A 23,859-nucleotide genomic window follows, 5' to 3' on the forward strand; every position below is an offset into this window, starting at 1 on the left:
GATGACGACGTACTCGCGCCGAGAGATGCTGGTCGGCACCGGAGCGCTGATGGGATCTGCACTGCTCGCCCGCCCGGCTCGTGCAGCGGACGCGACGGATCTGACCGAGTGGTTGGCCAAAACTGATGGCGCAGATACCGTCGTTGACGCCACGGGACGCGACGAGGTTGTCGTCGAAGTTGGGACGGCAGGTAACGGCGGCGACTTCGGATTCTCACCGGCCGTCGTCCGCGTCTCACCGGAGACCACAGTCACGTGGAAATGGACCGGAAAAGGAGGCAGTCACAACGTCGTCGCAGAAGACGGCACGTTCGAGTCGGAGTACTACTCAGACGCAGGAGCGACGTTCGCCCAGACGGTCTCCACATCGGATGTGATTCCCTACGCCTGCGCACCGCACAGTGCGATGGGGATGCGCGGCGCACTCGTCGTCGGGGATGTCGAAGTGACGCTTCCGGGTGGAACAGGAGCAAGCGGTGAGGCCGGAGCGAGCGCGTCAGACGGATCAACCGGTGAGAGCGAATCAGACGAGACATCCGCCGACGCTTCGGCGCAGAGCTTCGACGGATGGCTAGCCGGGACAGACAATTACGATGGAATCAAGGACCACCGCGGAGAGTCCGAGGTGACTATCGAAGTCGGCGCGACGGGCAACGGTGGCGAGTTCGCCTTCGAACCCGCTGCAATTCACATCGATCCCGGAACGGTTGTCCGATGGGAGTGGGTCGGTACAGCAGGCGCGTACGATGTGATGGACGAACAGGTCGGATACGCGAGCGACCAACTGCGCGGCACCGGACACGAGTACGCTCTCGCCTTCGACGGCGACGGCCTCTCGAAGTACGAGTGTACGAAGTACGGTGACAAAGGGATGCGCGGCGTCGTCCTCGTCGGCGACGGCCCCGTAGACGTGCTGACGCCACAGGGTGTCGGGGTTGCCGCGGGTACCGTCGGACTGGCGACGGCAGGTGCCGTCCTCGGCGTCGGACTACATCTCCGTACGATGTCCGAGTACGACCCAGAGCGTGACGACAACTGAGGTCTGTTCGTCACAATTCGAATCGAGGCAGTCGGTCTGCTTTTTCTGACGCGGTTCACGACACCTCTCGGCGGTTAAACGCACTCGGACGCCAACGAAACACGTCACCGTAGGCATCCCAGCGGTCCGTCTCTCGGAGGACGTACGACGCTAACTGCGGATTCCGAACGAGTTCGAGTTCGGCGATATGTATCCGGAGTGGTTCGAACAGTTCGTCGAACCCTTGGTCGGTCCGAACAGTCTGCTCGGTGCCCTCTTCAGGTTCAAACTCGACGATGACGCCGTCGTTCGTGACAGTCCCTCGCTGCGTTCGTTGCCAGAATTGGTACGTATCGAACGGAATCGTCTCGGTTGGCGGTTGCTCCCGGACGACCTGCGATTTGAACCGGTACGCGTTCGGACCGTCGTCGTAGTTCGGTCGCCACAGAAAGCCCCGGACGTGGAGCTTAAGCGTTCGGCCGCGCGTGACGCCACCGACGACTTTCACCTCCGTAGATGGATACTCGTCACCGTCGAATTCGACACCCGTGAGCGTTCCGTAGTACGTCCGCGCCTCGGAGAACTGGTAGGGGGCCGAGACTTCGTGTGCGCGTTCGAGCGTCGGCGGGATACGAGGTGGCCGAGACGGTTCATCTCCCTGTCCGGCCCACGCGTCGGCGTCCCCATCCCTCGGATTGAGCCAAGTGGCCATACTTCTAGTCACACTTAGACAATGATAAACATTGACATAGAGTATCAAAATATAGAATTAATATTACCAATTAGATATGATAGGTTGAGGAACAATGCACCTATCGGGAGATTTGTGTTCTGATTGTAACCAAATGAAGGTCTGCATTTGTAAATGATACACTAGAGAAGGGTTATGATGAGATATTAGATGTGTGTGAGATGAGTAGTCAACTGAACCAGTCGCGTCGGTGAGCGATAGCACCACTACCGCTTGCAGAACGAAATCGAAACATCGCTCCTGATGCTCGCGGTCTTTTCATGGGCCCTGACGGATTCGAACCGCGGTCGCAGCAAGCTGCTCCCTGCTCCGAATCCGACAGCAGAACAGGCACGGTCCTCGCTGTCGCTCGGACACTCTATGGGCCCTGACGGATTCGAACCATCGACCACTCGGTTATGAGCCGAGCGCTCTAACCAGACTGAGCTAAGGGCCCGAGTCGTTCACATCTTTCCGCGGGCACCTCTTTAGCGTTGTCGTTATCGACGACCGAATCAGCCGACGAAACAGTGGCTAGAGAGGGTAATTCGCTGAAAAAGTGACGCCGTCGCCAGGACTCGAACCTGGGACCACCTCGTTAACAGCGAGGTGCTCTACCAACTGAGCTACGACGGCTCGGGGCGTGCGTCTGCACTCTATCGTACACCGAGGAACTTTGATAGGGCTTTCGTTTTCAGCCGGCGGATGTGGGATGTCAGCGTGCGTTTTGAGGGGGCAACACCGACACGCTTTCGCCCGCCCGTAGGCAACCCTCACTCGACAATGGCCGAGTCGGACTCCGAGGACCTGTCGCACGTCGTCGCGCGCGTCCGTGAGCGAATCGACCCGGACGAAGCCGAGCAAACGGCACTCCGCGAAACCGCTGCAACTCTCACTTCGCGTGTCGAGGACGAACTTGCAGCGCTGTCCGTCGATGCCGACGTGCTTCGTGTCGGTTCGACGGCTCGCGGAACGTGGCTCTCGGGCGACCGTGATATCGACTTGTTCATCCGGTTTCCGGACGATCTAGACCGCGAATCGCTGGAGCGCTACGGACTGGCCATCGGCAACGCCGTCCTCCCGGAGGGACACGAAGAGTACGCCGAACATCCCTACGTCGTCGGCGAGTTCGACGGCTTCGACGTGGACTTAGTGCCGTGTTTTGACGTTGACGACGGCTCGTCTCTCCGCTCGGCCGTGGACCGAACCCCACACCACAACGAGTATCTCACGGCCCGATTGGACGATGAACTCGCCGCCGAAGTGCGCGTGTTCAAGCGGTTCCTGAAGGGAATCGGGGCGTACGGGAGTAACCTCAGAACGCAGGGATTCTCCGGCTACCTCACTGAATTGCTCGTCCTCGAATACGGTGGCTTCGAGTCGCTGATTTGTGCCGCCGCCGACTGGCACCCGCCGGTCGAACTCGATCCAGAAGACCACGGTTCGCGGTCGTTCGACGACCCACTCGTCGTTATCGACCCAACGGACCCGACGCGGAACGTCGCGGCCGTCTGCTCCGCCGAGAACGTCGCCCGCCTCCAGCACTACGCACGCGAACTGCTCGATGACCCACGTGTAGACCTGTTCTTCGGCGACGACCCGGAACCGCTCTCGGCCGAGGACGTGCAAGAGCACGTGCGACGGCGCGGGACGACGCCGATGGCAGTCGTCTTCGACGCACCCGACGTGGTCGAAGATCAACTCTATCCACAGCTGTACAAGTCCATCGCGGGCATCGAGTCGGAACTCGACCGTCGCGGATTCGCCCCGATTCGATCCACGACGTTCGCCGCGGACCGCGCGGTGCTATTTGTCGAACTCGCGCATCGAACGCTCCCGAACGTGGCACGGCATGATGGCCCACCGGTCCACGTCCGAAATCACGCCGAAGGGTTCTACGACGCATACGCGGATGGGGACACCTACGGGCCATTCTTGGACGGCGACCGCTACGCCGTCGAACGCGAACGCGAGTTCACCGACGCTGCCGAACTACTCAGGAGCGACACGCTGTTCACGGTCGGACTCGGTTCGCACGTCGAAGAACAACTGCAAGAGGAGTACGAGGTCCTCGTCGGCGACGAAGTCGGCGGGCTTGCCGAGACGTTCGGTGGCGAACTCGCGCAGTACTTCGACCCGAAACCGTAGCAGGCGGATAGAACGAGCAGGCGGCACTCAGTGTCGGAAACGAGACTGTTCAGCCGTCGATGCCGTGAGCGTCCAAGACATCCTCAATGATCGCTTCTGTCTTCTCGTCGTGGTCTTCTTCGATTTCCATCGGCGTCCGGCCGTCGAACGTCTCGTGGACGATAGCGACGCCTTCCGAAAGCGTGTCGAGGCCGTAGCCGCCTTCGAGGACAAACGCAAGCCCAGCGTCTACGTCGTTAGCAATGGCCCGAACGCTGTCGGTCAGTTGCGCGTAGCCCTCTGTCGAGACGCGCATCCGCGAGATGGGGTCGTGTCGGTGCGCGTCGAACCCCGCGCTGATGATGATGAGATCCGGGTCGAACTGTTCGAGCGCCGGGCGAAGCACTTCGCTGATGACGAGTTCGTAGTCGGCGTCGCCCGCACCAGCCTCGAGTGGGACGTTTAGCGTCGTTCCCTCGCCATCCCCCTCACCGATTTCGTCTATCTCACCGGTACCAGGGTACAACCCCCCCTCGTGGAGTGATGCGTAGAACACGTCGCCCCGGTCGTAGAAGATATCCTGTGTGCCGTTACCGTGGTGGACGTCCCAGTCGAAGATAGCGACGCGTTCGGCGTCCAGTTCGTCGTCATCGATGACGGTCTGGGCCGCAACGGCGGCGTTGTTGATAAAACAGAAGCCCATCGCGTCGTTTTCGACGGCGTGATGACCCGGCGGACGACCGAGCGAGAACGGGGTATCCCGTTCGTCCGCCCCCTCGACAGCCGCGCGTGCGGCCCACTGAGCGAGACCCGCCGAGACGAGGGCAGCGTCCCACGTATCCTCAGACGCGACGGTATCTGGATCCCAGTTCCCGCCGCCCTCCTCACAGAACGACCGAATTTCGTCCACGTAGCCTTCCTCATGGACAGCGGCCACGGCGGCATCGTCTGCCGGGTCGGCTTCTACGTACTCCACGCCGTGTCGCTTCGCCAGTGCGCGACGAATGGCACGGAGACGGTCCGCCGTCTCGGGGTGCCGCTTACCGGTGTCGTGTGCGAGACAGGTCTCGCTGTATCCAAACTGCATCTACTCGAAGAGGGCAAAGTACGTCTCGATGTCTTCTGCCTGGATTGTGCGTCTGTCTGCGTGTCGAGCGAGCTTCGCCGCGGCGTCTGCGACGTTGTCGGCGTAGTCTTCGAGGATGTCCGCCAGCGCGATACGCGCGTCCATCGAAACTCGGTACCGGTCGTCGATGCGGAGCCGAGCGATGCGATCTACGGGAGCAACAGGCAGTTCGAGTTCGGCCCGCGAAACGACCTGTTCGACGTCGAAATCCTCCGCCATCAACGTCTTCCGCCCGTCCTCGCGCGCTCGTTCCGCCGCGTCGATGGCGAGTTCCGAGCCGTGTCGCTGGATGCGACGGGCGAGTTCCTCCGCCGCGTCAGCACTGACTCGAAGAGACCCAGCGTTCCGGCGGATGATCGTGTCGACCGGAGCGAACGGTAGCTCGACACTCATACCCACATATGCCGGGCGTGCCGCGTATAATCCTTTCCGTAGCGTCTCTCGTCGCCTCTGCTTCCGCACACCGATGCGCCGGCTCACCGAACGGAGAGAAAAGCGGGTCTCGTGGAGCGATGAACGCCTTATCGAGTAACAGACTGAACGTCAGTCGCCTCGATTCGACCGTCTCGCACGGGTCCGCGGACGGTTACTTCCGCGCCGAGTTGAAGACTCTCGGATGTCTCGACGCTCCGCGTCTCGGTACCGTTATCCAAGACAACCGGATTGCCCGCTTGGACGACAGTGCCGGTAAACTCTTCAACCGAGCCATCCGCGGGATCATCTGCTTCGGACGCACTTCCCGAGGACTGTTCGGAGCCGGCCGCAGACGAATTCGAATCGGCCGACGCGCCGTCTTCGAACGCACCGAGACCTTGCGCTTGCGAGTCGGCACTGGTACCGGCGTCGGCGTCGGCGTCGGTTCCAGCGGCACCTGCCGGTGATTCGTCCATCACGGTGATTGTAGATCGCCATCCGGCGGAGGCTTCGAGGTCTTCCTGCCAGCCCTCTTTTATCTCCGCATCCGTGATGACGACGTAATCCGCGAGATCAACATCTGTATCGGCTTTCTCACCCCAGAGAGCGACGCGGATGTCGCCGGTGTCGTCTTTGACGCGGATATTTCGGACCTGTCCTTCGGAGCCGTCATCGCGGTCGAACGTCCGCTTGGGGTCCGTTTCGATAACACCGCCAGCGATATCGACCGTCTGTCCGAGTTCGAGCGACGCGATATCGGCCGTTTCGGGGACGTACTCCACGTTTTCGTCGATTTCTTCGAGCGTCCCGCGGTTACCGACGTGGAGTTCGAGACTCCCGTCGCGTTCGCGGACGTATCCATCGACCACTTCGACGGTGATGTCGGTATCAAACTCCGCTGCCAAGTCGGCCTTGTCGTCCCACAGCGTCACCCGGATACGACCCGTTGAGTCGCCCAGCGTGAGGTTGGCAACACGACCCTCGGAGCCGTCATCGCGGTCGAAGGTGCGCACGCTGTCGGTGCTGAGGACACGACCTTTCAGGTTCACGTCCGAAAGGCCGAGCGAGAGGTCTTCGACACGATAGCTGTCCTGCGTCTGAACGTCTATCTCGGCATCCGCATCGGGTTCGACCTTGTTGACGCTCACCTCGACGCCGTTGTAGCCGTCTTTCGGCCGTCCGGCGATACGGAGAACCTGTCCCACTTCGAGGTTCTCGGTCGCCTCCTCGGCCATGCCGTCCCACAGCGAGATGCGGATACGACCCGTCTCGTCGGCGACTTCGACGTTGACGACGCGTCCGTCTTCGTCCTCGTCGTCACGCTCGAACGTGCGGAGTTCACCGATGCTCATCACTTTGCCGAGGAACTTCACATCGTCCATCCCCGGTTCGATGTCGGCGATACCCTCGACTTCCTCGTCGCGGAGTTCGTGGGCGATCAGCATCGCCGCCGTCTCCTCGTCCGCCAGTCCGCCCATCTGTTCGACCTTGTCGTTTACCGCGGCCTCGAACTCCTCGAACGGAACGTCGGTGTCGAGGTCGTCGTATACGTCCTCGATGGCACCCATCTACGCGACACCTCCGTCGAAGGTTCGACAGCGCGCTTCGATCCCGAGAGAGATATCCGGGGTTCGAAACGGAGCGACCACAATCATATTCGGGTGCAAGGTAGGCCCGCGCTTAAGCGTTGTCTTGTCGGGAGTATCCGGCCGCTGGCTTCCGATTTCGGTGTCTCGGCGTTGCACGGAGACGGTGGCCTCGCCTTCCGATAAAAACGTTCGTTCCCGCCAGAAGAGCGGTGTTCCTGTTTCCTGAGGATTGCTGTTTCAGTGTGAGCGAATCCGGTGTGTGACGATAGCCGTCCGGATCAGAGCGACTCGCTGAGAGCTTCGTTTTGTCCGTCCACGTCGTCTTCGACGAGCGTGACCGTTCCGGGGAGGGTGCCATCGAAAGTGACGGAGACCTCGTAGCCCAGTTCTTGGATGACCTGCGCACACATCGTTCCTTCCTCGCGGTCTTCCTCGGTCGCAACGACGACGCGCAGTTCGTCCGCATCGGCGTCGTACGTCGCCTCGTCGAGGACGGCGATAGTACAGGCGTTCTTCCCCCGGACGCAACCACGACAGACGACCGTATCGTCGTCTACATTGAGAGCTGCCTCGGGACACGAATCGAGTGCCGAAAGTGACGTGTCGTGAACGGCTGGCGTGCCGTCACCTGTATGTTCATCGGTACCATTCATGGTTTCTTCTTCGCCGGCCGTCGTGTTGGTTTCTTCGCCTCCCGGGCCTTCAGATCCGCCAATGCAGCCAGTGAATGGAAGGGCGAGCGTTGCGAGACCTGCGAGTGCCGTTCGGCGCTTCATACATCAGGACACGGGACGGGAGTGAAAAATAATGACGTAGGCAAAAAGAACTCTTGTCGTCTCCCATCGAACGTACGCTCCGAGTACCTCACGGTCGTCCAAGCTGCCACCGGAAGCTGATGGTACGAGGTGGCACACCGCGAAGGCCTGCCGTATCGCAACCGCTTTCAATGGGTGCCGACTACAGAGAGATGAGTCCTGATAGGGTAGTGGACTATCCTCTTGGCTTGCGGAGCCAGGGACCGGAGTTCAAATCTCCGTCAGGACGTTCACTTTGTTCACGACCTGACTTGCCCCACGCTCGCGTCCACTCGTGTGGGACTCCGTCAGGACGTCATTCTACCGAACTGACCCCGCGAGAACCCTCTGTGGTTCTCGCACGCGGTGGTGAGGATATTGACTCTTACACGGAGATTTGAACAGGGAGCGAAGTGAGCAACGCGAACGGAGTGACTGAGTTCAAATCTCCGTCAGGACGCTCATTTCATTCGTGACCTGACCTTGCCCCACGCTTGCGTCCGCTCGCGTGGGACTCTGGCAGAACGCTTCTGCGAGGAAGTACACGACGAGCGAAGCGAGGAGTCTGTCCTCGAAGCAATTCCATCGGAGTCACGACCAGATCGGGTGCCCTGACTTGCCCACACTCACATGGATTTCAGGATGATTCTATGAGGAACGAGACGCTGAACGACGCCCACTGTTCCTGAATCCGGTTGCCTCCCACATCGTAACGGTCTTAAGTGAATGCGCTGTATCGAAGAACGAGTCCTGATAGGGTAGTGGACTATCCTCTTGGCTTGCGGAGCCAGGGACCGGAGTTCAAATCTCCGTCAGGACGTTCACTTTGTTCACGACCTGACTTGCCCCACGCTCGCGTCCGCTCGCGTGGGACTCCGTCAGGACGACATTCTACCGAACTCACCCCGCGAGAACCTTCTGTGGTTCTCGCACGCGGTGGTGAGGATATTGACTCTTACACGGAGATTTGAACAGGGAGCGAAGTGAGCAACGCGAACGGAGTGACTGAGTTCAAATCTCCGTCAGGACGCTCATTTCATTCGTGACCTGACTTGCCCCACGCTCGCGTCCACTCGCGTGGGACTCCGTCAGGTCGTCATTCTACGAAGTATTACACGACGGGTGAAGCGAGGAGTCTGTCCTCGCGGAAATTCCGTAAGTCACATCGTTAAGACGTGGTTAGTGATGCGCCGCGACGAGTAAGGGGCAATTACTCGTTATCGTAACGCGACGGCGCACTCTCGTCATCGTCTTCGATCCGTCGAACAGACGATGTCGTCCGCGGACGTATCGGGCGCGGACGCGACTCGTCGCTCGTCTCGCGTGACGACCACTCGTCGTGGCAGTCGCGGCAGTAGTTTCCTTTGTAGCTGTTCGTGAACAGATACGTATCTCCACAACGGATACAAACCGGGTGTTGAATCCGCTTCATCCGAGTTCCCCCACGGTGGTTGGATGCTGGAGAGTTGCCATGTGCTATCACACCACATATGGACTGGAGGAATATAAGTATGAGCAACCTTCACAAGAGTATCATGTTTCGTTATGACACGCCGATACGGAGATATAGCCGCGGGACTAAAAAAACGAAATAGACGTTGTCGCTAACAAATCTTTTCACCGAACGGCGTGAAACTCGGCGTATGAAACCTGAGGACGTGGAGTACGAACCCGTGAGCGTCAAGGACGTGCTCGCGGAGATGAAGGACACAGCGGAGCTCCTCATCGATCTCTCGTTCTCCGCGGTCCTCAACGAGAGCGACGACATCGCACGCGAAGTCCTCGAACTCGAAGAGCGCATGGACGTGCTGAAGCTGCAAGGTCGGATGAGTCTCCTCATGGCCGCACGCAGCACCGAGGACGCAGAGCAACTGTCGTCCGTTCTCGGCGTCGTCGGCGCCGCGGAAAAAATCGCCAACGCCGCGGGCGATATCGCCAAGGTGGTGATGGAGGATATCGGCCTTCCGGACGCGATACGCTCTGCGCTCCCCGAGGCGGCGGAGATGCTAGTCCGCGCGACTGCTGCTGCCGACTCTGACTACACCGGACGGTCGCTCGCCGACATCAACATGGAGACGGAAACAGGCGTACGGGTGATCGCGATCCGCCGCCAATCGGTGACGGGCAAGCGTCGCTGGATACTCAACCCGAACCGCGAGACAACGCTCCAAGAGAACGACGTACTTCTGCTCCGCGGTCCGCAAGCGGGAATCCAGACAGTGTTCGAGACGGTGACAACCAGCCCGTACGAACCGCCCGAGATACGCGAGTCACCAATCGAGGACCTCGAACGCGCCGTGGACTCGATCATCCTGATGAAGGATATGAGCGAACTCGCCGTAGACCTCGCCTACGGGTCGGTACTGTTCGACTCCGAAGACGTGGCCGAGGAAGTCAAGGAACTGGAAGCCGAGGTAGACGCCCTCAAATCGCGGTTCGAAGCGTGGGTGCTTCGCGCCGCTGGACGAGTCGATGATCCCGTGCAACTCCGGGGACTCGTTCACATCGCCTCGGCGACGGAAGTCATCTCTGACGCCGCTCTCGAAATCTCCGAAGGCGTCCTTCGCGGCATCGATGCACACCCGGTCGTCGCCGCCGCCGTCGAGGAGTCCGACGAGATCATCGTCCGCCTCCACGTCGGTCCGGGATGTTCACTGGCGAACGAGACGCTGGGCGACCGGATGGTCAAGACCGAGACGGGAATGCGTGTCATCGCCGTTCGCCGCGCCGACGGGCGCGAGTGGGTGGTCCAACCCGGTCCGACGACCGAACTCAAACCCGACGACGTTATCATCGCCAAGGGGACTCGTGCAGGGGCCGAGCGTCTCGGCGAACTCCTCAACGACCCCCAGACGTTCGACGAGTAAACTGCCCTGAAGAGAGTCGGAGCGCGCCACGTGGCGTTCACATATCCTTGACAAGTCTGTACGCCGAAACGAGCGTCAAGAGCGACGCTACCAACAGCGCCGTCGATGACGCGAGGACGAACGCGAGAACGGCGAACCACCCTTCGGGTCCGAGGACCGGATACTCTCGGGTCCCGACGAACGGGCCGAACAGTTCGAGAACGCGGAACGCATAGGCGACGACTGCGAGGCCAATCCCTACGATAGCACCGATTTTCACGTTCCGCGGGACGTGTAACGCGTGGGCCAGTCCGCGTTGCGGCGGCCGACCCGGAACCTCGTCGCTCACGGTTGTCGCTACTGGTTCGGGGAGCATAGCCTCGTCGGTATCGAAAGAAGTGTTCTATGTTATACTGTTTTCCGACGGCAGATGTCACTCCGAAGTCACTCTGCAGTCCCTCTCGGAGGACAATGCTAGCTCTCATCATCTTGAACCCGATTGGCCGGTGAATCCGTCTGAATATCGCCTCACCGTGACGGCCGAGTCGTTTACGCGTACGCCTCGAACTCGCGGCCGAATACGAGGAAGTAGCCCGTTCCGATGAGACCGACGGCGGTAGCGAGGAGAAACGCCGTCTTCGGATCGTTCGAGTACAGCCACCCACCGACAACGGCCGAGGGAATAGTGACGACGTTACGAACGAGGTAGTACGAGCCGACGACGCGTCCACCCGCGTTCTCCTCGGCGGGACCGACGATGAGTGCCTTATGCGCCGGGAGACCGGCGAACCGGAGCCCCGAAAAGGCAAACAGCACCGCGAGGACGAGTGCGCTGTCGGGCGCGTTTATCAGGAGAACAGGGAAGACCGCGTAGACGGCGAACCCGAGGGCGACGACGGGTTTCAGCCCGAACCGCTGGGAGAGTTTCGCCACCGGAACCATCGTCACGAGCGCGACGGCCATCTCGACTGCCAAGAGGACGCCGAAGAACGCATCCGGTGAGAGGGATCCGACTACCGGGAGGGTGACGCCAACTTCGAGGAACTCGACGACGACGATGACGAAAAAGACGTACACCATCCCGTTGGCAAAGCGGACGAGCGTGTCGCCGACGAGTAACGGTCTGAGAGCGGGAGGCATCGAGCGAAGGTCCGAGAGAACGGTCGAGATGCCCCCGAAGGACTTTCCGATGCTGTCCTCGCTCGCATCGTAGAGGACGTGTTGGGCGACCGTCGCCACGGCGGCGAAGGCGGCGGCGACGGCGAGAATGACACGGAACCCCGTCTCGAAGGCAAAGACAGCGAGGACGCCAGCGGCGAACAGTGGCCCGATGAAGAACGCTGTCCGCCGAAACGTCTCCGTGCTGGCGAATCCGGTGGCGAGTCGTCCCGGCGGGACACTCTGCTTGACGATGGCGAACGTCGCGCCGAGACCGAACGATTTCCACGCTTGTGCGAACAGAAGGCCGACGAAGATGCCGACGGGAAGCAGCACGGAGTCGATTGTTAACGGTCCGACCGTGAATCCGGGAACCGTGAGGACGCCGAACGCGTCGGCAAACAACCAGATCAGGAAGCCGACGGTAGAGGCGAAACCGAACGCAGTGAGCGCGACCCGGGAACCGACGCGATCAGAAAATGCGCCGCCGGGATACGGATAGACGGCGCTGATGAGGTTGCCGAAACTCCCGTACAGGCCGATTGCGACGCCTCCAGCGCCGAGCACGCTCATGTACCGAGGCATGTACCGTCCCGTCATCTGAAAGCCGAGACTGAACGCGAACATCGACACCGAGAGGACGAGTACGTCGCCATCGAGGGCGAAGAACTGTCGGAACGTCGAGAGCGCGTCCGGATCGTCCGTCTCCCCATGTCCCATACGTTGTGTGTCATCCGATAGACGATATTTCTCCCGATCCAGTCAGGTGGGAGTAAAGCGTCTCGGTTGAATCGTTCGGCGTCACGCGACCGCTCGACCGCAACAAGATGGGGAGTACGGGCGTCGGGAGTGGTCACGATACCGAACCGATAAAGGGAGACGCAACCCAGTGTCTGGTAATGATTTCCCTCGGCAGTGCGAGTGCGGCCCCCGGTGAGGTGGATACGGGGCGTCTCGAAGTGGGCGAGACGCGCGATGGAACCACCGTCGGTCTGCCGTGCGCCGTCGTGAACGGAGCGTCAGACGGGAAGACGCTCTACCTGCAGGCGGCCTCGGACGGCGACGAACTGAACGGCGTCGGTGTCATCCAGCGACTGTTTCCGCAATTAGACCCCACAGAGCTATCCGGACAAATTCTCATTGTCGGTATCGTCAACTACCACGCATTTCAGGTGGCACAGCACCGGAACCCGATAGACGACACGAAGATGAACCGGGCGTATCCCGGCGACGAGAACGGAACATCTTCGGAACGCATCGCGGCGGCGACGTTCGATGCGGCCCGGCGTGCCGACTTGATTCTCGACCTCCACCAAGGCTCTACCTCACAGATGATAGACGAAGTTCGGGTTCGGTGCGGGCGGCACCACCGCCTCCACAGCGAGTGTCTCCAACTCGCCAAGACGTTCGGGTGCGGGTACGTCTTAGACCAGAAAGGACCGGACGGCCAACTGGCCCGCGCCGCTCCCGACGAGGGAATCCCGACGGTGGACCCCGAACTCGGCGGGTGCGTCGGATGGGACGAAGAGAGCATCCAAAAAGGCGTCCGCGGCGTCTACAACGTCCTCCGCGGATACGGATTCATCGATGGCAGCGTCGAGACGGAACGACAGACGCGTGCGAAGGGCTTCGATCAGTACGGCGCGCCGACCGGCGGTCTGGTTCGATTCAAAAAGAGCCTCGGCGAACAGGTATCAGCCGGCGATGTCGTGTTCGAGATAACGGACGTGTTCGGCGGCCTCAAAGCCCGTGTTACGGCGGACAACACCGGGATCTTCTGGCGCTCACGCCGACTCCCGCAGGTCGCAACCGGTGAGTATGTCTGTTCGGTCGGGACCGGCATCGACACGTTCTGATGTCCCTCTCGAACCTCTCTCTGCGGTGTTCCGCGTGCGGTGAGACGTACGAAACGGCGTGGGCGTGGCGGTGTGACTGCGGCGCGCCGTTGGACTTTCTTGCGGACGCCCGTCCGTCGCGCAGTGCGCCGGACCCTCGCGAGTTCGACGACCGGCGCGGTCTCTGGTCGTTCGCTGACTTCCTCCCCGTCGGCCCGCACGTCACCCTCGGCGAAGGGATGACCCCGTTGGTTGACGCTCCCGAGTGGGATGCCGCGTTCAAACTGGAGTACGTCTTCCCGACAGGGTCGTTCAAGGACCGCGGGGCGACGACAACACTCTCAGTCGCGACGGAACTCGGCATCGAGAAAGTGGTCGAAGACTCCTCGGGCAACGCGGGGGCGGCCATCGCTACCTACGCCGCCCGGGCCGGTATCGACGCCGACATCTACGTTCCTGCGTCGGTGAAAGCCGCGAAACTCCGCGCCATCGAGCGCGCCGGAGCCACGCCCGTCCGTGTGGAAGGCTCCCGCGAGGACGTGACTGACGCCTGTCTCGAAGCGGTCGAAGACGGCGACGGATGGTACGCCTCTCACGCGTGGAATCCGGCGTTCTTCGCCGGGACGGCAACGTTTGCCTACGAGGTGGCCTACCAGCGCGGATGGTCCGCTCCCGACGCGGTCGTCACGCCACTCGGCCACGGAACGCTGTTCCTCGGCGCATACCGCGGCTTCCGCGCACTCCGCGACGCGGGTTGGATCGACGAGATGCCGAAACTGCTCGGCGCGCAAGCGGCCGGGTACGCGCCCGTCGCGGAGGAACTGCACGGTCCAACCGAGGGAACAAACGATGTCGCCGACGGCATCCAGATACGTGATCCGACGCGTCTCGACCAGATTCTCGACGCCGTGGACGCGACCGATGGCGACGCCATCGCACTCACAGAAGATGCGGTGGAGACGGAACTCGACCGCCTGCACCGACGCGGATTCTACACGGAACCGACGTGTGCCGTCGCACCCGCTGCACTCGGCGAGTACCGCGAACGCGGGGTTCTCTCGGATGACGACGACGTGGTCGTTCCGCTCACAGGGAGCGGACTGAAGAACTGAAGTGAAGAAGGGAATCGAAGCGGACTGAAGAACTGAAGCAAAGGACCGAGAATTGCGCTGGTTGGGATTTCGTCAAAATTGAGTTAGCTCGGCCGCCCGGCGTTCTCATCGGGCGTTTCAGCGTCCATCGTTCGCTTTCCCGCGATATGTATCCATACCGATCACGTCGTTGAGTGGGCACTTCTGCGTGAGGCCAGTCGTGAGGAGGACGGCCCCGACGACGAGAGCACCCCCTGCGAGGACGAGTCCGAGCGTCCCGGCCGCGATGGTAAACAGGCCCGCGACTGCCGCGGCACCGACGATTACGAGGAGCGGTCCGACGACGAGTCGAGCGATGCGGTCGTAGCCACCGACGTTTTTCTCCATGGGCTTCACCCGGTCTGAGATACGCCGTGTGAGAGAATAACGTAGAGTGTTGCTTCTCGAAACTGGAGAACCGCGTCAGCGCTCGTATCGACGCTGCCGGCCGCTGAGTCGCTCGTCCCAATCGATCCACTCCTGTTCCCATCCGCTGGGTGCGAAGTACCCAGAGTCACTGAATTCGGCATCCTCGCGGACTGTCCGGTTTCGGACAGGTCCGCTCCGCTGTTCGCCTTCGACCAACAGCGGGTCGAACGCGACGGGTCCGTGCTTTTCGACGACTTCGCCCGCGGCATCGACGCTCACGAGCGTCTGCTTCGGCCCGCCCATCGGGAAGACGAGTCGGCCGTCGGGTTCGAGTTGCGAGACGAGTCGGTTCGGCGGTTCGATGGCCGCCGCTTCGACGAGGATACGGTCAAACGGCGCGTACTCCGGGAGTCCATCCGCGCCATCACGACAGTCTACGAGGACGGCGGCCGACTCCACGGATTGGAGATTTGACCGTGCCGCATAGACCAGTCTACGGTCGATATCGACCGCGTGAACGTGCGTGTCACCGACGATTTCGGCTACCAGTGCGGCGGTATATCCGACTCCGGCACCGACGATCAGCACGTCTTCGTCCGGTTCTGCCGAGAGCGCAGTGAGCAGTCGAGCGACGTTCGCTGGAGAGAGAACGGTCGAACCCTCGAACTTGCTAGCGCGGTTTTGGTACGGGGCGTCCTCGACGAACTCGTGTCGCGGGACGGTTCGCATGGCGAGGGCAACGGATTCGGCCACGTCCATTCCGTGTTCGAGGCCATCAACCATGTCCTCACGCAGTACCGCAGGGTCCATAGACAATCTCGGGTGTCCGCACTAATCAACCGCACGCTCCGGCCGGCGCGCGATGACAGCGGTCCGCTCGTCGCCGGGTACCGGCCGTACGGACACAGCACTGAATCCAGCCTCGTCCAGCCACGTCCGATACATCTCCGCTGAATAGGCGTCGCCGTGTCCGACGCCCAGCGCCCGGATTCGCGCCCGAACCGCCGCAGGAGACCCGTCGCGGAGCGTATCAACAAGCACGAGCGTTCCACCCGGTTCGAGAGCGTCGAACGCGTGTCCGAGTAGCGTCCGATTCGCCGCAGGGTCGTATCGACTCGTCACGTCGGCGGCGAACACGAGTCCGTACTGGTCGTCGGTCTCGAAAGCGGGCACGTTGGCTGCGACGGTGCGAACGTCGCGGTGCCCGAGCATCGGTGCGACAGCATCGATAACAGCGGGTGCGTCGAGAAGCATCGCTTCGTACCCGCGCGCGGCAAACTCTGTCGTACGCGCCGGACGCACCGCAGATGTCGAGAACGCAGTCAGCATTCGGTGCCTCACGGACAGCGGCGGTCACGCGCGCTCGAACGGTCGCGTCGTCCATCGCGGCGTGCGCGCCGAGTCGGTTCCGCGTCCACTCGTCGGGGAGTTCAGGAGCGTCGCCTGTCTGCATCGTTTCCGGCAGATCAGTCCACAGATCGAACATGTCGAGCGTGTGCGGGAGACGGCCGATAGAGCGGACATCCCGCTTTGCGAGAAAGCCGAGGGCGCGGTTCGTTATCTCGTACTCCGCGCCCACTTGCTTGACGAATCCGAGATCCGAGAGAGCGTCTACGACGACGCGAGCGGCGTGTTCGGTCACATCCGCCTCACGTGCAACTGCCTCGGGCGACCCCGCTGTATCGAGGAGCGCGCCCAAGATACCGCTCCGACGCGCGGCCCACAGCAGGAAATACTCTTCCACCGCCAGTGACGAGTGGTCTCGGGTCGGCATACGTCTCCTGACGGTGCGACCGGTGAAAAGTTGGCTTCATCCGGCCTGAGAGATGAAACAGCTCAGAAAGCAGTTCACGTCTTGGTGACGATTTCCGTCCGGAACAATTTCAACTTTTTATACGATTCTCGTGAGGTTGTTGTCACGATGGATGCCAGAGATGTATTTGCCGACGACTCGGTAGCAGATGGACACACTGCCACGACCTCGTACGATAGCGATTCGGCAAGGGGTGATGCACGTATCTCACGTGACGATGCGTTTCGCCTGCTCCAAGACGAACGGCGTCGAGCAGTCCTCCGTTTCCTCCGCGCGGAGGAGAACAGCGATCCGACGCCGCTTTCGACGCTCACCTCCTTTGTCGCGGGAGTTGCACACCGAGACGGATCAGATGGCGATGACAGCGGCGATACCGGTGGCACCCCCGATGCCAAAGCGCAAGACCGCGCGCGTGTTTCACTCCACCACTCACACCTACCGATGCTCGAAGAGTATGGCGTTGTCAAATACGACTCAGAGGACGAGACGGTCGAACCGAAACCGCTGCTTGCGGCACTGACCCCGTTTCTCGCGGACGAACCTGCTCCCGAGGAGATGTTAGTCGTCGAGGCCGAAGCGGCCGAATAGCGCGCCTCTTACCACGCAGACCACGCGGAGGTGGTCTTGTCCGTGCCGTAGAGACGGTTAATGTCCTTCGCGTACACCATATCGCCGTCGTGATCGAGTTTGCCGTGGCGGTACTCGGGAGCGTCGTCGCGGACGTGAAGCGCCTTGACGGCGAACTTTTCGTCGCCGAACTCCTCGGTCTCACCGACGACGAACTCGTAATCGCCGGGAACGTTCACTTTGAAACTCCGTGTGTCCTCGCGGTAGCCGGTCCCCTCTTTCGGGTTCACGGTGACGTTCACGGAGACGTTGTCCACAGCGCGCGTCCAGATGGTCTCGACATCCTCGACGACGGCCTCCTCAGCGCGTTGCTCGGGACCGGTTTCGAGACCCGTAATACGAACGAGCATGATGGCCTCGTCCGTGTCCACGATGAACTCCTCGCCGACGGCGATGGTCTCCTCCGGTGGCGCATCGACCATCGTCTTGAACGAGTCGCCATCCTGCGAAACGATGACCTGCTTTTCGACTTCCTGCTCCGTTTCGATGCGAACTTTGTGGACGTGACTGCACTCCGTACAGCGAACCGTCGCCTGCCCACCCGTCTTCAGCACTTCGTGTACTGTCTCCTCCGCGGGCGAACAGGAGGGACAAGCGACCGCGATGCGGTCCTGCGTGTTGCTCATGCGGGGTTCTATCCCGTCACGCCGTAAAAATCCGCCCTTCCGCGCGTCCCGTGGGACTGGGTGTCTGACACGCTCAGACGCAGGATTGATGTTCTGTGACTGTCAGATTCGGGGAGGGTCTCTCACGGCACGAAAGTAATGACTGTCTTTCTCGCCGCTGTGTTGGTCGTTCTTGCGGCCAGTGTCTGGCTTCTCACTCGGATTTCTACTGAACATTCGTGAGTGCTGGTAGCTTCCCGCATTGCCGTCGGTCTCATCACACCGACAGTAGTGAACAAAGTATTGGCGGCACGGAATTAGCAACTGAGCGGCGGGCGTCTTCGGGCAGTGTTTCGTCGGGAAACGACTACTCGGACAGTTTCACTCGGTTGCCGACTCTCGACGCCATCACTCGACGCTCGGGAGGTCTACGACCGCGCCGTCCGCGTACACGGTCGGCTCGCGGATGATGCCGTCCAGATGCAGGGGCGCGTCGGTGTCGCCGCCGATACCCGCGTCGTCACCGATGGCGATGTGAACCGTTCCGGCCGCCTTCTCGTCTAAGAGAACGGACCCGACTAACTCATCGACGCCGACGTTAGTTCCGATCCCCAACTCTGCGAGATTGTAAGCGTCGCGGCCGACTTCCTCCGCGCCCGCCTCGATCTGTTTGCGTACGTCGTCGTCAGAAATTTCCGTCACGTAACCGTCTTCGACCTCGAAGCGGAGTTCCTGTCCCTCCTCTAAGAGTGCGTGCGGCATCATCGTCCCGTCCACGACGTACGTCCCGTTGGCGTTCTCCGGCGAGACGAACACCTCGCCCGCGGGAAGGTTCGAGAACCCGCCCGCCTCGTGGACGATGCCGGTGTCAGCTAGCCAGTCGCGGGAACCGGGTTCGAAGGTGATGTCGGTACCCGACGGCGTCGTGACGCGGATTTCCTCAGCCTCGGTTACCTGCTTGAGAACGTCGAGACAGTGTTGGGAGATAGTGTCGTAGTCAGCGTCTAACCCGGTAAGGAACACGTCTTCGGTGATTCCGGGAAGCGTCGCACCGCGCGCGCCTGCGTCGCAGGCGTCGCCCCGCGCGCGAGTGTGACTCAGGCTCTTCGTCGTCGGCGCGAGAAACACGTCCGCCTCGGCCATCGCCACGGCGACGGCGGCTGGCGGTTCCGCACCGTGTTGGTCGCCCGGTGGGTACCGAAGCAGCGTCGTGTCGTCCGTAACCTCCGAAGCGACATCGTACAGGGCTTCTCCGATAGCGAGGCGTTTGTCGTCGGTGACGACGACACAGGACTCGTCAGGGGCGAGGTTCATGCACTGCACAACTGCCGTCTCTGCGGCGGCGCGTAACTCGGCATCAGTCATGTCACCGTGTGGGACGCCCGTGCGGTTAGGCGTTCCCATCCCACACTAGTCGGGCGATTTCAGGGGTGTGACGACCCGGCGATTAGTAACTCACCTGCGCGAGAATCCTCCCCATTACTCGGGGGAGAGTTAATTCCTGGCAAAAAATCTCCGAAATAACTATTGCTGTCCGCATTCGAGACTCCACCGATGATACGAGTGGGTGTCAACGGCTACGGCACAATTGGAAAACGTGTCGCTGACGCCGTGGACGCACAACCTGACATGGAAGTCATCGGTGTGGCGAAAACCCAGCCGAACTTCGAGGCCCACACCGCCGTCAAACGCGGGTACCCGATGTACGCCGCAATCCCCGAACGGATGCCCCTGTTCTCGGAAGCGGGCATCGATGTCGAGGGTGCCGTCGACGAGATGGTGGCTGACGCCGACATCGTCGTGGACTGTACGCCGTCGGGCATCGGCGCGGAGAACAAAGCACTCTACGAATCGCACGACACGCCCGCCATCTTCCAAGGCGGCGAAGACGCCGACGTGGGCGAGGTGAGCTTCAACGCCCGCGCGAACTACGACGACGCACGGGGCGTAGACTACGTCCGAACCGTCTCCTGTAACACGACCGGTCTCTCGCGCATTATCGCACCCCTGCGCGAGGAATACGGCGTCGAGAAGGTGCGCGCGACGCTGGTCCGCCGCGGTGGCGACCCCGGACAGAACTCCCGTGGCCCGATCAACGACATTCTCCCGAACCCGATTTCGATTCCGAGTCACCACGGGCCGGACGTGAACACGATTTTCCCCGACCTCGCTATCGATACGCTCGGACTGAAAGTGCCTGCAACGCTGATGCACGTCCACAGCCTCAACGTCACGCTCGAAGACGACGTGACGGCAGCGCACGTCCGGCAACTCCTCGAATCGGAATCGCGCGTCTACGTCATTCCCGAAGGACTCGGCATCGACGGCGCAGGGAAACTCAAAGACTTCGCGCTCGACGCGGGCCGCCCGCGCGGTGACCTCTGGGAGAACTGCGTCTGGGGCGAGTCGATCGCCGTCGAAGGCCGCGACCTGTACCTGTTCCAGGCGATTCACCAGGAATCCGACGTGATCCCCGAGAACGTTGACGCCATTCGCGCGATGACGGAGTCGGTCGATCAGGCCGAAAGCATGGTGACGACGGATGATTACCTCGGCGTCGGTATCACGGGTGATCCGTCGGGTTTTAGCAACGAGGACGAGGCCGAAGCAGTCACCGAGACGGAAATCGCCGACGACTAAGCTATCGTCAGGGCGTGGCGGCGGTCCAAGACCCGCTCAAACCTCGTAAAACGCCACGTCGCCCTCGTCCACGTCGAGGAGTGCGACGTGATACGTGTCGTCCGCGCCCGGTATCGGAAGCCCGCCGGGATTCACGTGGACGGTTTCACCGCTCTTTTCGTACGTTCGTTGGTGGGTGTGCCCGCGGAAGACGTAGTCGTAGTCACCCGATTCGACCAGTCCATCCACCAGCGTCTCGCTCGTTCCGTGGTACGCGGCGACGGCGGTTCCGTCGAAGTCGAACGTGGCGCACTCGCCGTGGTACGTCCCGAACGAATCGACGACGTTCGAGAGGTTCCACTCGCCGTCGTTGTTACCGCGGACGGCGTGAAAGTCGAAGTCCGCGTCGAAGACGTTCGCGGTGAACGGCGAGACGATGTCGCCGCAGTGAATCACCGTCTCGACGCCCGCCGATTCGAACGTCTCCACCACCCCGCGCGCGAGTTCGAGATTATCGTGCGTATCTGAACAGATGCCGACTCTCATGACTCCCGATTCGAGAGAGCAGCGCAAGAAAGTTAGTGCGGTCGAATCGCCGACTGCCTTAGTTATCCTGTAGGACTTCGACACCGACCAGCGATGCACCGGTCAGCGCACGGATGTACGCGCCGCCTGCGATTGAGACGTGGCCGAAGTCGTCCTCGCTCATCCCGTACATCTCGATAGCGCGGGAGGTGTCGCCGCCACCGACGACGGAGAAGCAGTCCGTCTCCGCGATGGCGCGCAGGACGCCAACCGTCCCCTCAGAGAAGCGTTCGTCCTCGAACAGGCCGAGGGCTCCCTTCACGAAGACGGCCTCGGAGTCGCGGATAACCGGATCGTACGCTTCGACGGTGTCCGTACCGATGTCGAGGTACGCACGGTCTTTTTCGTCGATGTCTTCGACGGCTATCTCGGCGCGTTCGTCGGCTTCGTCTTCGTAGGCGAGGTCAACCGCGAGGGTAATCTGGTCGCCGCGTTCCTCGATGAGCGATTCGATGGTCTCGTGGTTCGCTTCCCACTGGTCGTCGAACAGGTCCATCCCACCAACGTCGTAGCCGACGTCGTGACCGGCGGCCCGGAGGAACAGTTCGCCCGCGATGCCGCCCAAGAGGAAGCGGTCCACCTTCTCGCCGAGGTTGTTCATCACGTCGATCACGTCTGTCGCCTTCGTCCCGCCGACGACCATCGTCACCTGTCCGTCGAACTCTCGGGTGGCGATCGCGGAGTTGGCCTCGTACTCCGTCTGCATCACGCGTCCTGCGTAGGCAGGCAGTTCGAGGGGGAACCCGACGAGCGACGCGTGCGACCGGTGGGCGGCCGAGTACGCGTCATTCACGTAGGCGTCAAAGTACGGCGCAAGCGTCTGGACGAACGCCGTGTCTGCCTTCACTTCGGGGTCTTCTTCGGGAAGTTCGTCGTCGCACATCCGCGTATTCTCCAAGAGGAGAATGTTACCGGCGGACAGCGACTCGATGGCGTCGATGGCGTCGTCACCGAACGTGTCGGCGACGAATCCCACGTCGTGTCCGACGTGGTCCGCGAGGATTGAAGCGTGCTGTTCGAGCGAGACGAAGTCGTCGCCGCCCGGACGGCCTTGGTGGGCCATCAGCACGACGCGGTGACCTGCTTCGGCCAGTTCGCTGACTGTCTCTGCGTGTCGTTCGAAACGTCGGTTATCCTGTACCTCGCCGTCTTCGACGGGAGAGTTCAGGTCGAGGCGAACGAGAACGCGCTGGTCGGCTTCGAGGTCGTCGAGAGTCTTGAATGTGGACATGTGTGTGGTCGAGTTGAAAGACGAAGAGATTCCACTTAGTGGTGTGCGGTCGGGCGTTCAGCCGTGGGTGATGAAGTGGGCCATATCGAGCATCCGGTTCGAGAAGCCATACTCGTTGTCGTACCACGTCAGGATCTTGTAGAGACCGCCGTCGTTGACCATGTTCGTAGACTGAAGATCAACCGTCGAGGAGAACGGCAGACCGACGATATCCGAGGAGACGACTTCGTCGTCAGTGTACCCGAGGACGCCCGCGAGCGGACCGGAGTCAGCAGCGTCACGGAAGGCGTCGTTTAGTTCTTCGACCGACGGTGTCTCGTCCAGTGAGACGACGAGTTCCGTGATCGAACCGTTGGGGACGGGGACGCGCATCGCCATTCCGTCGAGTTTGCCGTCCAGTTGCGGCAGAATCTCGGTCGCGGCCTGTGCGGCACCCGTCGAGGTTGGGACGATATTCTCGGCGGCGGCGCGGCCGCGGCGCTTCTTGGCCTTCGGGCCGTCGATGAGGTTCTGCGATCCGGTGTAGGCGTGGACCGTCGTCAACAGACCGGACTCGATGCCGAACTCTTCGTCGAGGACTTTCGCCACGGGCGTGACGGAGTTCGTCGTACACGAGGCGTTCGAGACTACGTCCTCGCCGTCGTACTCGTCGTGATTGACGCCGTAGACTATCTGTTTGACCGGTTCCTCGCCCTTCGGCGGTGCGGAGATGAGAACCTTATGTGCGCCCGCATCGAGGTGTGCGGAAGCGTCCTGCTTGGTGCGGAAAATGCCCGTACATTCGAGCGCAACGTCCACGTTGAGTTCGTCCCACGGCAGTTCGGCGGGACTCTGGATGTTGAAAAGCGGGACGGACGTGTCGCCCGCGACGAGTTCGTCGCCGTCGAGAGAGACCTCATCCTGCCGGCCCATCACCGTATCGTACTTGGCGAGATAGGCCATGTCCTCGAAGTCCATCACGTCGTTGATGCCGACGAGTTCCACCTTCGGATTCTCCATCACCGCGCGGAACACGTTCCGCCCGATCCGACCGAACCCGTTCAGGCCGACGCGAACTACGTCGTCGTCACCCACCTTCTCACCAGCGGCGAGGTATGATTTTTCACTCATATCCGAGTATTATCGGTCAAGATACTTGAATCCATATGTCTCTCGATAGATGAAACGGGCGAAATCAGCGCCATAAGAGAGTCGTACTGTCGTTTTAGCGTGAACAATGATTGAAATCGGCACGGAGACGCTC

General features: G+C 61.4%; 24 protein-coding genes and 4 tRNA genes. 10 read left to right on the forward strand and 18 right to left on the reverse strand.

The genetic code is table 11. The features are described 5' to 3' along the window. Position 1: 1 nt before the first annotated feature. A complete protein-coding gene (locus HBOR_RS12925) occupies positions 2-1,039 on the forward strand; it encodes a halocyanin domain-containing protein (protein WP_006056312.1) in 1,038 nt (345 codons plus the stop codon). 55 nt (positions 1,040-1,094) lie between these two features. On the opposite strand, the gene HBOR_RS12930 is transcribed toward HBOR_RS12925, so the two are convergent. From HBOR_RS12930 to HBOR_RS12940, 3 genes are all read right to left on the reverse strand, one after another. Next, the gene (locus HBOR_RS12930) at positions 1,095-1,730 is read right to left on the reverse strand and encodes a hypothetical protein (protein WP_006056311.1); all 636 of its coding nucleotides are present in this window, start codon (positions 1,728-1,730) and stop codon (positions 1,095-1,097) included. 400 nt (positions 1,731-2,130) lie between these two features. Next, positions 2,131-2,205 (reverse strand) — tRNA-Ile (locus tag HBOR_RS12935). A gap of 106 nt (positions 2,206-2,311) precedes the next feature. Next, positions 2,312-2,384, reverse strand: a tRNA-Asn gene (locus HBOR_RS12940). A 147-nt stretch (positions 2,385-2,531) separates the two neighbouring features. On the opposite strand from HBOR_RS12940, the gene cca reads away from it, so the two are divergent. Next, on the forward strand, positions 2,532-3,896 hold the full coding sequence (gene cca / locus HBOR_RS12945; RefSeq protein WP_006056310.1) for a CCA tRNA nucleotidyltransferase: 1,365 nt from the start codon (positions 2,532-2,534) through the stop codon (positions 3,894-3,896). A gap of 49 nt (positions 3,897-3,945) precedes the next feature. On the opposite strand, the gene HBOR_RS12950 is transcribed toward cca, so the two are convergent. The 4 genes from HBOR_RS12950 to HBOR_RS12965 form a co-directional block, all read right to left on the reverse strand. Continuing rightward, a complete protein-coding gene (locus tag HBOR_RS12950) occupies positions 3,946-4,962 on the reverse strand; it encodes a histone deacetylase family protein (protein WP_006056309.1) in 1,017 nt (338 codons plus the stop codon). Next, positions 4,963-5,394: a histone gene (locus HBOR_RS12955; protein WP_006056308.1), complete on the reverse strand. Its 432-nt coding sequence runs from the start codon at positions 5,392-5,394 to the stop codon at positions 4,963-4,965. 128 nt (positions 5,395-5,522) lie between these two features. Then, a complete protein-coding gene (locus HBOR_RS12960) occupies positions 5,523-6,983 on the reverse strand; it encodes a single-stranded DNA binding protein (RefSeq protein ID WP_006056307.1) in 1,461 nt (486 codons plus the stop codon). Positions 6,984-7,282: 299 nt separating this feature from the next. Beyond that, on the reverse strand, positions 7,283-7,780 hold the full coding sequence (locus tag HBOR_RS12965) for a hypothetical protein (RefSeq protein ID WP_006056306.1): 498 nt from the start codon (positions 7,778-7,780) through the stop codon (positions 7,283-7,285). A gap of 195 nt (positions 7,781-7,975) precedes the next feature. Between HBOR_RS12965 and HBOR_RS12970 the strand changes: the two genes are divergently transcribed. Further along, positions 7,976-8,048 (forward strand) — tRNA-Arg (locus tag HBOR_RS12970). A 497-nt stretch (positions 8,049-8,545) separates the two neighbouring features. Next, positions 8,546-8,618: transfer RNA gene (locus HBOR_RS12975), tRNA-Arg, on the forward strand. A 390-nt stretch (positions 8,619-9,008) separates the two neighbouring features. Here the strand turns inward: HBOR_RS12975 and HBOR_RS12980 are convergent. Continuing rightward, the gene (locus HBOR_RS12980; RefSeq protein WP_006056305.1) at positions 9,009-9,230 is read right to left on the reverse strand and encodes a DUF7564 family protein; all 222 of its coding nucleotides are present in this window, start codon (positions 9,228-9,230) and stop codon (positions 9,009-9,011) included. Positions 9,231-9,441: 211 nt separating this feature from the next. Here HBOR_RS12980 and HBOR_RS12985 point away from each other — a divergent pair, with 211 nt between their 5' ends. After that, complete coding sequence (locus tag HBOR_RS12985; protein ID WP_006056304.1) at positions 9,442-10,665, forward strand: potassium channel family protein; 1,224 nt, start codon at positions 9,442-9,444, stop codon at positions 10,663-10,665. Positions 10,666-10,702: 37 nt separating this feature from the next. On the opposite strand, the gene HBOR_RS12990 is transcribed toward HBOR_RS12985, so the two are convergent. After that, positions 10,703-11,020, reverse strand: coding sequence for a DUF7536 family protein (locus HBOR_RS12990; RefSeq protein WP_006056303.1), 318 nt, complete (start codon positions 11,018-11,020; stop codon positions 10,703-10,705). 173 nt (positions 11,021-11,193) lie between these two features. Further along, positions 11,194-12,522 carry an MFS transporter gene (locus HBOR_RS12995; RefSeq protein ID WP_006056302.1) on the reverse strand — a complete coding sequence of 443 codons (1,329 nt, stop codon included), beginning with the start codon at positions 12,520-12,522 and terminating at the stop codon, positions 11,194-11,196. Between the two features lie 179 nt (positions 12,523-12,701). Between HBOR_RS12995 and HBOR_RS13000 the strand changes: the two genes are divergently transcribed. Together HBOR_RS13000 and HBOR_RS13005 are read left to right on the forward strand one after the other, a co-directional pair. Then, complete coding sequence (locus HBOR_RS13000) at positions 12,702-13,658, forward strand: succinylglutamate desuccinylase/aspartoacylase family protein (RefSeq protein ID WP_006056301.1); 957 nt, start codon at positions 12,702-12,704, stop codon at positions 13,656-13,658. Further along, positions 13,658-14,749 (forward strand): pyridoxal-phosphate dependent enzyme, encoded by a 1,092-nt coding sequence (locus HBOR_RS13005; RefSeq protein WP_006056300.1) that lies wholly within the window; start codon positions 13,658-13,660, stop codon positions 14,747-14,749. Before HBOR_RS13000 ends, HBOR_RS13005 begins: the two co-directional genes overlap by 1 nt. A 117-nt stretch (positions 14,750-14,866) precedes the next feature. On the opposite strand, the gene HBOR_RS13010 is transcribed toward HBOR_RS13005, so the two are convergent. From HBOR_RS13010 to HBOR_RS20300, 3 genes are all read right to left on the reverse strand, one after another. Next, positions 14,867-15,115, reverse strand: a complete 249-nt coding sequence (locus HBOR_RS13010) for a YgaP family membrane protein (protein WP_006056299.1) — start codon at positions 15,113-15,115, stop codon at positions 14,867-14,869. A gap of 75 nt (positions 15,116-15,190) precedes the next feature. After that, the gene (locus tag HBOR_RS13015) at positions 15,191-15,946 is read right to left on the reverse strand and encodes a protein-L-isoaspartate O-methyltransferase family protein (RefSeq protein ID WP_013440687.1); all 756 of its coding nucleotides are present in this window, start codon (positions 15,944-15,946) and stop codon (positions 15,191-15,193) included. A gap of 21 nt (positions 15,947-15,967) precedes the next feature. Further along, on the reverse strand, positions 15,968-16,465 hold the full coding sequence (locus tag HBOR_RS20300) for a class I SAM-dependent methyltransferase (RefSeq protein ID WP_241432414.1): 498 nt from the start codon (positions 16,463-16,465) through the stop codon (positions 15,968-15,970). A gap of 166 nt (positions 16,466-16,631) precedes the next feature. On the opposite strand from HBOR_RS20300, the gene HBOR_RS20305 reads away from it, so the two are divergent. Continuing rightward, positions 16,632-16,889, forward strand: a complete 258-nt coding sequence (locus HBOR_RS20305) for a hypothetical protein (RefSeq protein ID WP_241432413.1) — start codon at positions 16,632-16,634, stop codon at positions 16,887-16,889. Positions 16,890-17,057: 168 nt separating this feature from the next. Further along, positions 17,058-17,537 carry a DUF7344 domain-containing protein gene (locus HBOR_RS13025; RefSeq protein ID WP_006056297.1) on the forward strand — a complete coding sequence of 160 codons (480 nt, stop codon included), beginning with the start codon at positions 17,058-17,060 and terminating at the stop codon, positions 17,535-17,537. An 8-nt stretch (positions 17,538-17,545) separates the two neighbouring features. On the opposite strand, the gene HBOR_RS13030 is transcribed toward HBOR_RS13025, so the two are convergent. Both HBOR_RS13030 and HBOR_RS13035 read right to left on the reverse strand, forming a co-directional pair. After that, positions 17,546-18,202 carry an HVO_0476 family zinc finger protein gene (locus tag HBOR_RS13030; RefSeq protein WP_006056296.1) on the reverse strand — a complete coding sequence of 219 codons (657 nt, stop codon included), beginning with the start codon at positions 18,200-18,202 and terminating at the stop codon, positions 17,546-17,548. Positions 18,203-18,589: 387 nt separating this feature from the next. Then, positions 18,590-19,546: an aminopeptidase gene (locus tag HBOR_RS13035; RefSeq protein WP_049890608.1), complete on the reverse strand. Its 957-nt coding sequence runs from the start codon at positions 19,544-19,546 to the stop codon at positions 18,590-18,592. A gap of 189 nt (positions 19,547-19,735) precedes the next feature. On the opposite strand from HBOR_RS13035, the gene HBOR_RS13040 reads away from it, so the two are divergent. Continuing rightward, positions 19,736-20,821 (forward strand): type II glyceraldehyde-3-phosphate dehydrogenase, encoded by a 1,086-nt coding sequence (locus HBOR_RS13040; protein ID WP_006056294.1) that lies wholly within the window; start codon positions 19,736-19,738, stop codon positions 20,819-20,821. Between the two features lie 36 nt (positions 20,822-20,857). On the opposite strand, the gene HBOR_RS13045 is transcribed toward HBOR_RS13040, so the two are convergent. Genes HBOR_RS13045 through gap form a run of 3 tightly spaced genes read right to left on the reverse strand, consistent with a single transcriptional unit; the run spans position 20,858 to position 23,726 of the window. Then, positions 20,858-21,346, reverse strand: a complete 489-nt coding sequence (locus tag HBOR_RS13045; RefSeq protein WP_006056293.1) for a metallophosphoesterase family protein — start codon at positions 21,344-21,346, stop codon at positions 20,858-20,860. A 58-nt stretch (positions 21,347-21,404) separates the two neighbouring features. Then, entirely contained in the window at positions 21,405-22,616 is a 1,212-nt protein-coding gene (locus HBOR_RS13050) for a phosphoglycerate kinase (protein ID WP_006056292.1), read from the reverse strand. 57 nt (positions 22,617-22,673) lie between these two features. After that, a complete protein-coding gene (gene gap / locus HBOR_RS13055; RefSeq protein WP_006056291.1) occupies positions 22,674-23,726 on the reverse strand; it encodes a type I glyceraldehyde-3-phosphate dehydrogenase in 1,053 nt (350 codons plus the stop codon). Positions 23,727-23,859: the final 133 nt, after the last annotated feature.

Source organism: Halogeometricum borinquense DSM 11551, from assembly GCF_000172995.2.
In the GTDB taxonomy this organism is placed as follows: Archaea; Halobacteriota; Halobacteria; order Halobacteriales; family Haloferacaceae; genus Halogeometricum; species Halogeometricum borinquense.

What these genes read in the sequence shown, in the direction of transcription:
- HBOR_RS13045 (WP_006056293.1), bottom strand. Translation starts at nt 21,346, where the DNA reads ATGAGAGTCGGCATCTGTTCAGATACGCACGATAATCTCGAACTCGCG.
- HBOR_RS20300 (WP_241432414.1), bottom strand. Translation starts at nt 16,465, where the DNA reads ATGCTGACTGCGTTCTCGACATCTGCGGTGCGTCCGGCGCGTACGACA.
- HBOR_RS13040 (WP_006056294.1), top strand. Translation starts at nt 19,736, where the DNA reads ATGATACGAGTGGGTGTCAACGGCTACGGCACAATTGGAAAACGTGTC.
- HBOR_RS12995 (WP_006056302.1), bottom strand. Translation starts at nt 12,522, where the DNA reads ATGGGACATGGGGAGACGGACGATCCGGACGCGCTCTCGACGTTCCGA.
- HBOR_RS12930 (WP_006056311.1), bottom strand. Translation starts at nt 1,730, where the DNA reads ATGGCCACTTGGCTCAATCCGAGGGATGGGGACGCCGACGCGTGGGCC.
- HBOR_RS12965 (WP_006056306.1), bottom strand. Translation starts at nt 7,780, where the DNA reads ATGAAGCGCCGAACGGCACTCGCAGGTCTCGCAACGCTCGCCCTTCCA.
- HBOR_RS12955 (WP_006056308.1), bottom strand. Translation starts at nt 5,394, where the DNA reads ATGAGTGTCGAGCTACCGTTCGCTCCGGTCGACACGATCATCCGCCGG.
- HBOR_RS12980 (WP_006056305.1), bottom strand. Translation starts at nt 9,230, where the DNA reads ATGAAGCGGATTCAACACCCGGTTTGTATCCGTTGTGGAGATACGTAT.
- HBOR_RS13005 (WP_006056300.1), top strand. Translation starts at nt 13,658, where the DNA reads ATGTCCCTCTCGAACCTCTCTCTGCGGTGTTCCGCGTGCGGTGAGACG.
- HBOR_RS12960 (WP_006056307.1), bottom strand. Translation starts at nt 6,983, where the DNA reads ATGGGTGCCATCGAGGACGTATACGACGACCTCGACACCGACGTTCCG.
- gap (WP_006056291.1), bottom strand. Translation starts at nt 23,726, where the DNA reads ATGAGTGAAAAATCATACCTCGCCGCTGGTGAGAAGGTGGGTGACGAC.
- HBOR_RS13030 (WP_006056296.1), bottom strand. Translation starts at nt 18,202, where the DNA reads ATGAGCAACACGCAGGACCGCATCGCGGTCGCTTGTCCCTCCTGTTCG.
- HBOR_RS12925 (WP_006056312.1), top strand. Translation starts at nt 2, where the DNA reads ATGACGACGTACTCGCGCCGAGAGATGCTGGTCGGCACCGGAGCGCTG.
- HBOR_RS13050 (WP_006056292.1), bottom strand. Translation starts at nt 22,616, where the DNA reads ATGTCCACATTCAAGACTCTCGACGACCTCGAAGCCGACCAGCGCGTT.
- HBOR_RS12985 (WP_006056304.1), top strand. Translation starts at nt 9,442, where the DNA reads ATGAAACCTGAGGACGTGGAGTACGAACCCGTGAGCGTCAAGGACGTG.
- HBOR_RS12950 (WP_006056309.1), bottom strand. Translation starts at nt 4,962, where the DNA reads ATGCAGTTTGGATACAGCGAGACCTGTCTCGCACACGACACCGGTAAG.
- HBOR_RS13035 (WP_049890608.1), bottom strand. Translation starts at nt 19,546, where the DNA reads ATGACTGATGCCGAGTTACGCGCCGCCGCAGAGACGGCAGTTGTGCAG.
- HBOR_RS13025 (WP_006056297.1), top strand. Translation starts at nt 17,058, where the DNA reads ATGGATGCCAGAGATGTATTTGCCGACGACTCGGTAGCAGATGGACAC.
- HBOR_RS12990 (WP_006056303.1), bottom strand. Translation starts at nt 11,020, where the DNA reads ATGCTCCCCGAACCAGTAGCGACAACCGTGAGCGACGAGGTTCCGGGT.
- HBOR_RS13010 (WP_006056299.1), bottom strand. Translation starts at nt 15,115, where the DNA reads ATGGAGAAAAACGTCGGTGGCTACGACCGCATCGCTCGACTCGTCGTC.
- HBOR_RS13015 (WP_013440687.1), bottom strand. Translation starts at nt 15,946, where the DNA reads ATGGACCCTGCGGTACTGCGTGAGGACATGGTTGATGGCCTCGAACAC.
- HBOR_RS13000 (WP_006056301.1), top strand. Translation starts at nt 12,702, where the DNA reads ATGATTTCCCTCGGCAGTGCGAGTGCGGCCCCCGGTGAGGTGGATACG.
- cca (WP_006056310.1), top strand. Translation starts at nt 2,532, where the DNA reads ATGGCCGAGTCGGACTCCGAGGACCTGTCGCACGTCGTCGCGCGCGTC.